This window comes from Salmonella sp. A7 (assembly GCF_020181675.1).
Classification (GTDB): domain Bacteria; phylum Pseudomonadota; class Gammaproteobacteria; order Enterobacterales; family Enterobacteriaceae; genus Salmonella; species Salmonella enterica.
Genome location: NZ_CP084001.1, coordinates 3,880,245 through 3,892,046 on the forward strand (window position 1 = coordinate 3,880,245; position 11,802 = coordinate 3,892,046).

The following is an 11,802-nucleotide window of genomic DNA, read 5'->3' on the forward strand; positions in this document are numbered from 1 at the left end:
CAGTCCATAGCGTAAAACATCTTTACAGAGTAAAAAATGAAACACATAAAGAAATCCGTGTTGGTCGTATTACTGACAAGCCATGTTGCCCATGCCAGCATTGTTGTTGGCGGAACCCGACTGGTTTTCGACGGCAATAATGATGAGTCGTCAATCAATGTAGAGAATAAAGACAGCAAAGCGAATCTTGTTCAGTCATGGTTATCGGTTGCCGATCCCCAGGTCACAAATAAGCAGGCGTTTATTATCACCCCGCCTCTTTTTCGCCTTGATGCCGGGCAAAAGAACAGTATTCGGGTTATTCGCTCTGGCGCCCCCCTACCTGCAGATCGGGAGTCTATGTACTGGCTCAATATTAAGGGTATTCCTTCTATTGATGATAATGCCTCCGCGAACCGCGTGGAAATCTCCATTAATACCCAAATAAAGCTTATATATCGGCCGCCAGCATTAACAAAATCAACGCCTGATAGCCAGAGCCAACAATTAAAATGGCAGACGGCAGGTGATGTTATTACCGTAAATAACCCCACTCCCTATTATATGAACTTTGCCAGTGTGACGCTTAACAGCCATGAAGTGAAATCAGCGACCTTCGTTCCGCCAAAATCATCAGCGTCATTTAAATTGGGTTCTACTGCCGCCCCTCATGGCACGGTAACGTGGCGATTAATCAGCGATTATGGGATGAGTTTAGAGCCGCATTCCGGTTCATTCTAGCCATTAACGACTTCACTTTACTTTTACCCTTTCAGGACTTTTACTGTGCAATTCTCCAGAGTAGAGCCCCGTTCTCAATTAGCGTTATCGTTTCTCTTTATATGCTGTTCCATAAAACCAGCGTTAGCGCATGATCATTTTAATCCATTATCGTTGGAAAATGATGAACCGGGCGTGGAGAATGTCGATCTATCGGTTTTCGAAAGGGGGGGGCAGGCAGAAGGCACCTATAACGTTGATATTTATATTAATAACACCAGTGTTGAAACAAAAAATATTGCCTTTAAAAATAAAAAATCAGCAGATAATAAGCTCTCCCTACAGCCGTGTCTTAGCGTTGAACAACTCAAGCAGTGGGGCGTAAAAACAGAAAACTTCCCCGAGCTTAAAAATGACCCAAACGGGTGTACCGATCTTAGTCTGCTGGCTGGCGCTGTAGCAAAGTTTAATGTCATCGGTAACCGGCTGGATTTAGCGATCCCTCAAATCGCGTTGATCGCCGACCCGCGAGAATTCGTCCCTACCAGCGAATGGGATGAAGGCATTAATGCTTTTTTGCTGAACTACAGTTTTACCGGATCGCAGGATCACGATATTGATGAAAACCGGACGGAAAATAGCGAATACGCTAACCTGCGCCCAGGTATTAACATTGGCGCATGGCGTTTTCGTAACTACTCAACCTGGAATCATGATAGCGATGGGCAAAATAGCTGGGATTCTGCCTACACCTATGTTTCTCGCGATATCGAATTTTTAAAAGGACAGCTGATCGCCGGGGAAAATAACACGCCCGCGGACGTCTTTGACAGTATTTCATTTAAGGGCGTACAGATCTCTTCTGATGACGATATGTTGCCGGACAGTATGAAAGGGTTCGCCCCGGTCATTCGCGGGGTGGCCAAAAGCAGCGCGCAGGTAACCGTTGAACAAAACGGTTATACCATCTACAAAACTAACGTTCCGGCGGGTCCATTCGCCATCAACGATCTTTATCCAACCGGCGGTTCGGGCGACCTGTACGTCACCATCAAAGAATCCGATGGTTCTGAACAGCATTTCATTGTGCCCTACGCCAGCGTTCCGGTATTACAGCGTGAAGGCCACCTGAAATACGACCTGACGGTAGGCCGCACGCGTTCATCAGATTCGCATTCCGCGCAACAGAATTTCGCAGAACTGACGGCCTTATACGGATTAGCAGGCGGCATAACCGCCTATGGCGGAATAGAGAGTACGCTGAGCAATGATATTTATCATGCGGCGCTCATCGGGACAGGCTTAAACCTTGGCGATCTGGGCGCATTGTCTCTAGACGTCACCAACTCATGGTCAAAAATTAAAGCAGGCGATGTGGTTAGCGATACGCTTACCGGACAATCCTGGCGTATTCGTTACAGCAAAGATATTCAGTCAACAGGCACCAATTTCACTGTCGCCGGTTACCGTTATTCGACCAAAGATTACTACGCTCTTGAGGATGTGCTGGATACCTATAGCGATAATAGTCACTATGATCATGTACGTAATCGCACCGACCTGTCGTTGTCGCAAGACATTATCTACGGTTCCATTTCACTCACTTTATATAATGAAGATTACTGGAATGACACTCATACCACATCATTAGGTATTGGCTATAACAACACATGGCATAACGTAAGCTATGGCATTAACTATTCTTATACGCTGAACGCCGATAATTCTCAGGATGAAGACGACGATACGGAAGACAGTAATGACCAGCAAATTTCAATCAATATTAGTATTCCGTTAGATGCTTTTATGCCGTCAACGTATGCCACCTACAATATGAACTCCGCGAAAGACGGCGATACCACGCATACTGTCGGTTTAAACGGAACAGCGCTGGCACAGAAAAATCTCTCATGGAGCGTTCAGGAAGGTTATTCCTCTCAAGAGAAAGCCACCAGCGGTAATGTGAGCGCAACCTATAACGGGACGTATGCGGATATTAACGGCGGATATAGCTACGATAATCATATGCGTCGCCTGAATTATGGCGTTCAGGGCGGCGTACTGTTACATCGAAATGGCCTGACACTATCCCAGCCAATGGACGACACCATCATATTGGTTAAAGCCCCTGGCGCAGCGGGTGTCCCCGTGAATAACGAAACGGGCGTGGACACCGATTTTCGGGGCTATGCCGTCGTACCTTATGCTTCGCCTTACCATCGTAATGAAGTGTCTTTAGATACGACGGGCATTAGAAAAAATATTGAGCTCATTGATACCAGTAAAACGCTGGTGCCTACCCGTGGCGCGGTGGTCAGGGCTGAATATAAAACCAATATTGGTTACAAGGCATTGATGGTATTAACCCGCATAAACAATCTGCCTGTTCCTTTTGGCGCGACCGTCTCGTCTTTAACAAAACCAGACAATCACAGCAGTTTTGTTGGTGATGCGGGGCAGGCCTGGTTAACCGGACTGGAAAAACAAGGGCGGTTATTAGTGAAGTGGGGGCCAACAGTAGCAGACCAGTGTCAGGTCTCTTATCGTATACCGAGCTCCCCCTCCGCTTCTGGCGTAGAAATCTTACACGAGCAATGCCAGTGATTCTGGTGGGATAAAAGATGAATATGAACAGATTTGCTGCATTAACCGCCCTGTTAACGTTCACGGGTCTGGCATTATGGTCGCCCTCGATCAGCGCGGCATACAATACCGCAGATGCCGTAGACATTAACGTTACGGGATTAATTTATGCCGATCCGTGTACCGTGACGGTACCTGACACGATCTCTCTTGGGCAATATGCCCGGGCGGATATCGCTGTGGCCGGTGGCAATACCGCCACCATTCCTTTCACCATAAAAATGACGAATTGCCCGGCAACGACCACAAAAGCCGCGATTTCATTTAACGGCGTACCTTATCCCGATCCAAATTATGCTTCTGCAATTTATGCAAACAGCGCGGCCAATCCGGCGCAGGATTTAGGATTACAGCTTTTTAACCTGGACGGTAAAAGTCTGGTCAATCTGGCCAACAACGTCACTTACACGGTGGATATCAACAGTAATACCCATGAAGCCAATTTGCCTGTCGCCGCAAGGATGTATACCCCGTATGGAAAAGTCACGGCAGGGGATTTCACGTCCGTTGTGACGATCACTATCGCATGGCAATAACATCTTTCTATTTCACCTGGTATAAAAGCAGGAATTTTTCATGAGAAGGTTATATCTGGCGCTTATTCTGCTGTTCGCGTATTCCGGTCATGGTTACGCCTCCTGTAAACGTTCCGGAAATGAAGGCGCGATCACTATCACCCCGCCGTCGCAGCTTGTGGTGGATAGCCACGCCTATACCGCAGGCGAGGTGTTGTGGCAATCGGGCTGGTTTTCCACCTCCGAAGTCACAATGGATGGCTGTAGTCGCGATTATAAGGTCGGTTTTTTATATGAACCCGGTAGCGCGCAGTCAAATGCATCAGCGACAATCAATGCGAATGACGGGAACAACACGCCGGTATTTAGCACCGGTATTTCCGGCGTGGGCATTGCGATTAAAACCCAAACGAATGCTGGCCCTTACGATAATGTCATGCCAATCGATAATACCTACCATAATGGCGATGGCAATAAAACACACCATGCGATGGCTCCCGCCTACAATGTTGAACTGGTCGCCTTAGGCGGTCCGATCACCTCCGGTACCGCGACATTCCAAAGTCCACTGGCGCGCGTATCTTTTCGCGATAGCGCAACGGAAGACTCCGGCGGCGATATCCTGACCCATCTGTATTTGGGGAATACGCAATTGATTATGAAAGCAATGGGATGTCGGGTAGAAACACCTGCCATCACCGTGGATTTAGGCAGCGTCAATTTAGGCAGTTTCACTAATAGTCAAACCGCGGGCACAGGCGAGCAGGATATCTTATTGACCTGCGAACAAGGCACCGCTATTTCCGCATCGTTAAGCGCCCAACCTGCCAGCGGAAATAACCCTGATAATTCAGTCATCCAGTTGAGCAATGCAAGCGCGCCAACCAGCGCAACCGGCGTTGGCGTACAGTTGGGTATTCAGGCGCCGGACGCTGGTTTCTTTACCGACAGTTTGCCAATCAATCAAAAAATTGATCTCTTTACTCACGCTATTACCACCAATGCCGATGGCAGCCAGACGGTTAGCGGCGGAACCATGAATATGTCGACCACCCTGAAAATTAGCGCGCGCTACTATAAAACCGCCGCCACGGTAACGGCCGGGCAAGCGAATGCCACGGCAACATTAAACCTGACCTATAACTAACGGCATCACAGTTTCTGGCGCTGCGCGGGAAAACGTTAACGCGCGCGCCCGTTAGATTTATTTCCACAAACGTAATTCGTCATCTTTTACTGGCGGTAATGACTTACGTTGCTGACAAGAGAGCGAATACCAGTCCAGATGGCGCGTCAGGAACATCACGCCGCCAAGCGCCAGTAGCAGAACGCCGGTACCCAGAAGCAACGAGCTATCTTCCGAACGCAGCAATCCCCACATCACGCCATCCAGCGCCAATAACGCTAACGTAAACAGCACGCTATTGCGCCATCCTTTCAGCACCGCCTGCAAATAAACGCTATTCATCAACGCGCCCACCAGGCTTGCGGCGATCCAGGCTGGCGTGAAACCGATATGTTCCGACAGTGCCAGCAACAGCAGGTAGAACATCACCAGCGATAACCCCACCAGCAGATACTGCATCGGGTGTAACCGCTGTCCCGTCAGGGTTTCGAAGACAAAGAAAGCCATAAACGTTAGCGCAATCAACAAAATGGCATATTTCGTCGCTCTGTCCGTCAGTTGATACTGATCGGCTGGCGTCGATACAGCGACGCTAAACGCCGGTAAGTTGTCCCAATCCACCTTTTGCACATCAGCAAACCGTTCGCCGAGATTCGTGGCAAACCGGCTGGTTTGCCACTGGGCCTGAAATCCTGAACCGCTGATTTCGCGTTTACCGGGAAGAAAATCCCCCACAAAATTTGGGTGCGGCCAGTTGCTGGTCAGGGTCATTTCACTGCTACGCCCGACGGGAACCAGTGAAAAGCTGCCGGTTCCGCTTAAATTTAGCGACATCGCCAACGTCAGGTTGCGCGTCGCCCACTGACTGTCCGGCAGCGGGATATGAATGCCCTCTCTACTTTCCGGTAAGCCGGTCCCCGGTTCTACAGTGAGCGTTTCACCATTCACCTGCGGCGCTTTTACTGCGCTGATACCGCGCGCATCGCCGACGCCTACGACGATAAAGGGCTTTCCAAGGGTAATGTTCGGTCTGTTCAGCTCATGCAGACGGGCCACATCAAACTCTGCCTTTATCGCCATATCGGTATGCCACACCTGCCCCTGATAAATACCTATTTTTCGCGCTTCAACGTTTTGATTGCCTTCAACCAATAGCGACTCCGGCAGCCAAAAATAGAGATAGCTGCGCTTATACTGGACCTCTTTCTCCTCTTCCAGCACGGTATAGAGCTCTGTCACCGGAACCGCCACCAGCGGGCCGACAACCTTTTGCGGGCCGCTGGTACTCTGACGAATAGCGGCTTCTACATGGCTTCGATAATCAGCACGTTCCACGATGGTGTGCCGTACCATCATCAGGGGAATTAACAGCAGGATCATGGCGCCGCCTAACGTAATCATTTTCCACAACAGGGGGGATTTCAACATAGCGTTCTCCTTTGCAATGCCAGCAGTGTAAGAACGCGATGTGGGGAGAATTTGAAGTTATGTGAAGTGACGGTGAAGTGTCAACGAGGCCAGCACGCCGCCTTCGGGACGATTGCACAACGTCACCTCACCGTTGAGGAGTCGCGCCGCCTCGCTGACAAACGCCAGCCCAAGCCCGCTGCTTTTACGTCCATTTTCACGGGGCAACGAATAGAACCGGTCGAAAATGCGCGGCAGCGCAAAATCAGGAATACCACAGCCGGAATCCGTCACCTGCAGGATCGCTTTCTCCCCCATCGGCTGAGCGCTTAATGTGATAACGCCATTTTCAGGCGTAAAGTCGATGGCATTGTCCAACACATTGCCCAGCGCCTGCGCCAGAAGCTCCGAGTCGGCGACGACAACCAGCGAGGAAGGCCGTAGAGTAAGGGTGATATTTTTTGCCGCCAACTGAATACTGCGCGCCTCGCTAAGCTGCGTAAATAGCTCATCAACAGCAACCGGCGCGAGAGGGATATCCTGTCGGTTTTCCAGCCGCGCCTGGCGCAGCAGGGTTTCTACCAGCGCCTGCATTCGCGTATTTTGCGCCAGTATATTCTCTGTAAAGCGGGTAACCACATCCGCGGGCGGTCCTTCACGCAGAATCTCCGCCGCGCCGCGTATCGCCGCCAGCGGACTTTTCAGCTCATGAGTCAACGCATACACGTACTGCTCAATCTCATTCTTGCCTTCCAGCTTAATGCGCATACTCTCCAGCGCCTGCGCCAGTTTACGCAGCTCGCTGCTGCCTAATGCAGGTAACGCAAGCGGGCGGTTTTCGGTGACGGAATCCGCATAGCGCGTCAACCGGGCGATGGAGCGGTTAATCCACCAGACCATCCCCGCACCAATCGCCAGCGCAATCCCCAGTAAAACGGCGCTGGCCCACAGAATGCGCCGTTCGCTGCGCTTAATCACCGGCGCCATTGCCGCATTCGGTTTGCCGACAGTCAGGACGCCGATAATCCGTCCATCGCTGATTATCGGCGCGGCTACGTACATCACGGTGCTATTGGGATCGGCAGCATCTTTTGCCGTGCTGCGGGCGCCATACTGTCCGCGCAGCGTAAGCCAGACGTCATTCCAGCGAGAATAATCCTGCCCCACCGCTTTGTTTTCCGAATCAAACAACACCTTCCCCTGCGCATCCGTCATGTAGACATGGTATTCATTGCGCACTTTGACGATCCCGCTGATATTGGCGCGAAACGGGCGATGTTGCAGTTGGGCGAATGCCTTCGCCAACTGGCCGTGAGTCGGGTTGCCGGAAAGGAGATCGTCGCGGGCCAGCGCCGCCAGCAGCGTTGCGGTGTCAATCAGCGTCCCTTCCGTCGCGCGGCGGACGCCCGGCTTTATCTCCTGAACGAAGATAGACAGCACAAACACGGCGGCGACGGCGACAATAAGAAAGTAGCCCAGTAGCAAACGCATTCCGATGCGCATCAGACGCTCCTCAGGCTGTATCCCATCCCACGATGCGTGTTAATTGGCGAGAGATCCGGGTTGATCGCGCGTAGCTTAGCTCGCAGGGTTTTGATGTGTGTATCGACCGTCCGATCGAAGGTCTCCTGGGCATCAGACCAAACAATATCCATCAATTGCTGGCGCGAGTACACGCGCTCCGGCGACAGCAGCAGGGTTTTAAGGAGCAGAAACTCATAACGCGTCAGCGAGAGCGGCGTACCAAACCAGGCGATCTGCGCCGCCGGTTCATTGAGTTCAAAATGTCCGGTACGCACCACCGGCGACGGCGCAGCAAACTTTTTCACCCGGCGCAGCAGCGTGCGCACGCGGGCGCTCACTTCGCGCGGCGAGAACGGCTTGGCGACATAATCATCTGCGCCGATCTCCAGACCAAGCAATCGATCCACTTCATCGCTACGGGCAGTCAGGAAAAGAATCGGCAGCGCAGGATGGCGTTCCAGCAACTGCCGACACAGCTCAAAGCCGCTGATATCCGGTAGTCCCACATCGAGAATCACCGCATCCGGCCGTTGCTGACGCGCTTTTTCCAGCGCGGGCAGCCCGCGAGCGAATAGCTCAACGGTAAACCCTTCCAGTTGCAGGGTGTAGATGAGCGTATCGGCGATTCCCTGTTCATCCTCGACTAACCAGACCTGCGGTTGCTGCATACGCTTTCCCTGTTATTGTCGCCACGGCATGACCGGCACCGCGCTGATGGCGTTCTTCGGCGACCCGTCGACTACTTTGTCGGAGTAGGCCAGATACGCCAGCGTGTTGTGTTTCTCATCATAGAAACGCACGACCTGCAATGACTTAAATATCAATGAGGTGCGTTTTTTGAAAACCACCTCTCCCTGCGCCTTGCCGTTCTTAATTCTGTCGCTCAGTTCAATAGGCCCGACCTGCTGACAAGAAATAGCGGCGTCAGACGTATCTTCCGCCAGCCCCAATCCGCCTTTTATGCCGCCCGTTTTCGCCCGGCTAACATAGCACGTCACGTTTTTGACATCAGGATCATCAAAAGCTTCCACCACGATTTTATGGTCAGGACCGAACATTTTAAATACCGTATCGACTGAACCAATTTGTTCCGCGCGGGCGCTCTGCCCCAGCAGCAACAAAATTGAGAAAAGTACTAAGCTCTTGTATTTCATATTGTTACCATTCATAAAAGTTACATTGCGTAATTATTAGACATTCTAAAATAAAATGGTTATAGATCACAGGATTAGAATAATTACCTGTCACGTTGCCTAAAAAAAGCATTTAAGCTCAAAAAAAACACTGAATGCTAAAAGAACAAAAAATGCTATTATCCTCTTACCTGATATCGGGTGCTCGTTGTTGAAAGGATGGGGATATTTTATGGATCAGGCTGGCATAATTCGCGACCTGTTAATCTGGCTGGAAGGTCATCTGGATCAGCCGCTGTCACTTGACAATGTGGCGGCAAAAGCAGGCTATTCCAAGTGGCACCTGCAGAGAATGTTTAAGGACGTGACGGGCCACGCCATTGGCGCTTACATCCGCGCCCGTCGTTTATCGAAATCAGCAGTGGCGCTGCGTTTGACCGCGCGTCCAATTCTGGATATTGCTCTTCAGTACCGCTTCGATTCTCAGCAAACCTTTACGCGCGCCTTTAAGAAACAGTTTTCCCAGACGCCAGCGCTGTATCGTCGCTCCTCGGAATGGAGCGCCTTTGGCATTCGTCCGCCATTACGGCTGGGCGAGTTTACCGTGCCGGAACATCAGTTCGTTACGCTGGAAGATACGCCGCTCCTTGGCGTCACGCAGAGCTATTCCTGCTCGCTGGAACAGATTTCCGACTTCCGCCACGAAATGCGCGTACAATTCTGGCATGATTTCCTCGGTCATTCGCCAACTATTCCGCCAGTGCTTTATGGGCTTAATGAAACGCGCCCCAGCATGGAGAAAGACGATGAGCAGGAAGTATTCTATACCACCGCACTGCCGCAAGAGCAGGCCGATGGCTATGTTCAGTCGGCGCATCCTGTGCTGTTGCAGGGCGGTGAATACGTCATGTTCACCTATGAAGGGTTAGGAACCGGCGTGCAGGATTTTATCCTGACCGTTTACGGCACCTGTATGCCAATGCTGAATCTGACCCGTCGTAAAGGGCAGGATATAGAGCGATACTACCCGTCAGAAGATACCAAAACCGGCGATCGCCCTATCAACCTGCGCTGCGAATTTCTGATCCCGATTCGCCGTTAACGCTGTAGCTCATCCAATGCAGGGGCGTCCAGATGCGAAACGTCCCCTGCGGTTTCTACCACCCACCCAGACGCCAGCCACTGACTTTCCTGGTAATCGATGCGAGAAATAGAGCAGTTGCGCAAACGTAACCGGCGTTCCGCCCAGGCGGGTAGTCCCAGTATAGTACTGACCAGACAGCCCAACGCGATACCGTGACTGACCAATAAAGGTCGGCTGCCCTGCGGTAGCTCCAGACAGGACGCCAGCGCGGCATGAACGCGATCGCTCAACTCCTGCATCGATTCCCCGCCGGGAATGCGGCCATCCTGCGTGCCGTTGACTAACTGACGACGCCAGCCCTCTTCTTCTTCCGTCAGCGAATCGATCTGGCGCTTTTCCAGCACGCCCATATCCAGCTCGCGCAGGCGGGAGTCAAAGGTGATATCACACCCGCATGCCTGGGCGATAATCTCCGCCGTGCGTTTTGTGCGGCCTAAATCGCTGCTGATGATATGGGTGATGCCGAGGCTGCGGGCGCGTTCTCCTACCTGCATGGCCTGCTGCTCGCCTTTTGCTGTCAGGGGACTGTCCGATTGGCCCTGAATACGTCGCTCGGCGTTCCACTGCGTTTCACCGTGGCGAACAAGGTATACCTGTAACATGTTTTTTTTCCGTTATACTGCGATAAATTTTTAAAACTGAGCTTAATTATGCACCAGGTTATCTCTGCGACCACCAATCCTGCCAAAATTCAGGCAATTCTACAGGCATTTGAAGAGATTTTTGGCGAAGGATCGTGCCATATTACGCCCGTCGCCGTCGAGAGCGGCGTACCGGAGCAGCCCTTTGGAAGCGAGGAAACGCGTGCTGGCGCACGAAATCGCGTGGATAATGCGCGACGCCTGCATCCAGAAGCTGATTTCTGGGTAGCCATTGAAGCCGGAATTGACGATGACGCCACCTTCAGTTGGGTGGTGATTGATAACGGCGTTCAGCGCGGTGAAGCGCGATCGGCCACGCTGCCGTTGCCCGCCGTCATTCTCGACAGAGTCCGCCAGGGGGAAGCGCTTGGCCCAGTGATGTCGCAGTACACAGATATTGACGAGATTGGCCGCAAAGAGGGCGCCATTGGCGTATTTACCGCCGGAAAATTAACGCGCTCCAGCGTTTACTACCAGGCGGTGATCCTGGCGTTAAGCCCGTTTCATAACGCGGTGTATCGATAATTATTTGCGCTATGTTGTAGGCCTGATAAGCACAGCGCCATCAGGCATTTCGCGGCGATGTTGCCGGATGGCCGCTTCGCCTTATCCGGCCTACGAGCAAATCAGGCGCTTTTCAGCAGTATCTGCTCAAGCCAATGACGCAGTTCAACCGGCGCGGATTTCAGGCTGTTTGACCCGCGCGTGATGGTGGCGATGCCCGCCCCCAGCTCGGTTTTCAACTCGCGCTGGCTCATTTCGCCACGCAGCAACTCCTCAATAATGCGCACACGCGTTCCCAGCGCTTCACGCTCGTCCGGCGTAAGCATCAGTTGTAATAAAGGCAGATGCAGATCCTCTGCATATGCCTGACGGAGTAACTCCACAAAACGAAGCCACTCCTGATTACGTTGTTCGGCGATAGCCGATGAATAAGGGGAATGCTGGGTCATGTTATACCGCCGTTTGT

General features: G+C 51.9%; 12 protein-coding genes. 6 read left to right on the plus strand and 6 right to left on the minus strand.

What is annotated here, in order from left to right; translation table 11 throughout:
- Positions 1–36 precede the first annotated feature (36 nt).
- Genes sthA through sthE form a run of 4 tightly spaced genes read left to right on the plus strand, consistent with a single transcriptional unit; the run spans position 37 to position 5,004 of the window.
- Positions 37–720: a fimbrial biogenesis chaperone SthA gene (gene sthA, locus LCS67_RS18915; RefSeq protein WP_000680522.1), complete on the plus strand. Its 684-nt coding sequence runs from the start codon at positions 37–39 to the stop codon at positions 718–720.
- 45 nt (positions 721–765) lie between these two features.
- A complete protein-coding gene (locus tag LCS67_RS18920) occupies positions 766–3,303 on the plus strand; it encodes a fimbrial outer membrane usher protein (RefSeq protein ID WP_080183750.1) in 2,538 nt (845 codons plus the stop codon).
- Positions 3,304–3,320: 17 nt separating this feature from the next.
- Complete coding sequence (locus LCS67_RS18925) at positions 3,321–3,878, plus strand: fimbrial protein (protein WP_001056991.1); 558 nt, start codon at positions 3,321–3,323, stop codon at positions 3,876–3,878.
- 40 nt (positions 3,879–3,918) lie between these two features.
- On the plus strand, positions 3,919–5,004 hold the full coding sequence (sthE, locus tag LCS67_RS18930) for a fimbrial major subunit SthE (protein ID WP_001253757.1): 1,086 nt from the start codon (positions 3,919–3,921) through the stop codon (positions 5,002–5,004).
- 57 nt (positions 5,005–5,061) lie between these two features.
- On the opposite strand, the gene creD is transcribed toward sthE, so the two are convergent.
- The 4 genes from creD to creA are packed head-to-tail and all read right to left on the minus strand — an operon-like array spanning position 5,062 to position 9,068.
- Complete coding sequence (gene creD / locus LCS67_RS18935; protein WP_000920387.1) at positions 5,062–6,411, minus strand: cell envelope integrity protein CreD; 1,350 nt, start codon at positions 6,409–6,411, stop codon at positions 5,062–5,064.
- A gap of 57 nt (positions 6,412–6,468) precedes the next feature.
- On the minus strand, positions 6,469–7,893 hold the full coding sequence (gene creC / locus LCS67_RS18940) for a two-component system sensor histidine kinase CreC (RefSeq protein ID WP_001647439.1): 1,425 nt from the start codon (positions 7,891–7,893) through the stop codon (positions 6,469–6,471).
- The gene (gene creB, locus LCS67_RS18945; protein WP_001187046.1) at positions 7,893–8,582 is read right to left on the minus strand and encodes a two-component system response regulator CreB; all 690 of its coding nucleotides are present in this window, start codon (positions 8,580–8,582) and stop codon (positions 7,893–7,895) included. The genes creC and creB overlap by 1 nt, the downstream gene beginning before the upstream one ends.
- 12 nt (positions 8,583–8,594) lie before the next feature.
- A complete protein-coding gene (gene creA / locus LCS67_RS18950) occupies positions 8,595–9,068 on the minus strand; it encodes a protein CreA (protein ID WP_100521905.1) in 474 nt (157 codons plus the stop codon).
- 211 nt (positions 9,069–9,279) lie between these two features.
- On the opposite strand from creA, the gene robA reads away from it, so the two are divergent.
- Positions 9,280–10,149 (plus strand): MDR efflux pump AcrAB transcriptional activator RobA, encoded by an 870-nt coding sequence (gene robA / locus LCS67_RS18955; protein ID WP_000371685.1) that lies wholly within the window; start codon positions 9,280–9,282, stop codon positions 10,147–10,149.
- On the opposite strand, the gene gpmB is transcribed toward robA, so the two are convergent.
- Entirely contained in the window at positions 10,146–10,793 is a 648-nt protein-coding gene (gene gpmB / locus LCS67_RS18960; RefSeq protein WP_000942363.1) for a 2,3-diphosphoglycerate-dependent phosphoglycerate mutase GpmB, read from the minus strand. The genes robA and gpmB overlap by 4 nt on opposite strands.
- Positions 10,794–10,841: 48 nt before the next feature.
- On the opposite strand from gpmB, the gene yjjX reads away from it, so the two are divergent.
- Positions 10,842–11,357 (plus strand): inosine/xanthosine triphosphatase, encoded by a 516-nt coding sequence (gene yjjX / locus LCS67_RS18965; RefSeq protein ID WP_100521904.1) that lies wholly within the window; start codon positions 10,842–10,844, stop codon positions 11,355–11,357.
- 101 nt (positions 11,358–11,458) lie between these two features.
- Here the strand turns inward: yjjX and trpR are convergent, their stop codons facing one another.
- Positions 11,459–11,785: a trp operon repressor gene (gene trpR / locus LCS67_RS18970; RefSeq protein ID WP_000192005.1), complete on the minus strand. Its 327-nt coding sequence runs from the start codon at positions 11,783–11,785 to the stop codon at positions 11,459–11,461.
- Between the last annotated feature and the right edge of the window lie 17 nt (positions 11,786–11,802).

Coding starts and splice junctions, on each gene's coding strand:
- sthA (WP_000680522.1), top strand. CDS start 37: ATGAAACACATAAAGAAATCCGTGTTGGTCGTATTACTGACAAGCCAT.
- LCS67_RS18925 (WP_001056991.1), top strand. CDS start 3,321: ATGAATATGAACAGATTTGCTGCATTAACCGCCCTGTTAACGTTCACG.
- sthE (WP_001253757.1), top strand. CDS start 3,919: ATGAGAAGGTTATATCTGGCGCTTATTCTGCTGTTCGCGTATTCCGGT.
- creD (WP_000920387.1), bottom strand. CDS start 6,411: ATGTTGAAATCCCCCCTGTTGTGGAAAATGATTACGTTAGGCGGCGCC.
- creC (WP_001647439.1), bottom strand. CDS start 7,893: ATGCGCATCGGAATGCGTTTGCTACTGGGCTACTTTCTTATTGTCGCC.
- creB (WP_001187046.1), bottom strand. CDS start 8,582: ATGCAGCAACCGCAGGTCTGGTTAGTCGAGGATGAACAGGGAATCGCC.
- creA (WP_100521905.1), bottom strand. CDS start 9,068: ATGAAATACAAGAGCTTAGTACTTTTCTCAATTTTGTTGCTGCTGGGG.
- robA (WP_000371685.1), top strand. CDS start 9,280: ATGGATCAGGCTGGCATAATTCGCGACCTGTTAATCTGGCTGGAAGGT.
- gpmB (WP_000942363.1), bottom strand. CDS start 10,793: ATGTTACAGGTATACCTTGTTCGCCACGGTGAAACGCAGTGGAACGCC.
- yjjX (WP_100521904.1), top strand. CDS start 10,842: ATGCACCAGGTTATCTCTGCGACCACCAATCCTGCCAAAATTCAGGCA.
- trpR (WP_000192005.1), bottom strand. CDS start 11,785: ATGACCCAGCATTCCCCTTATTCATCGGCTATCGCCGAACAACGTAAT.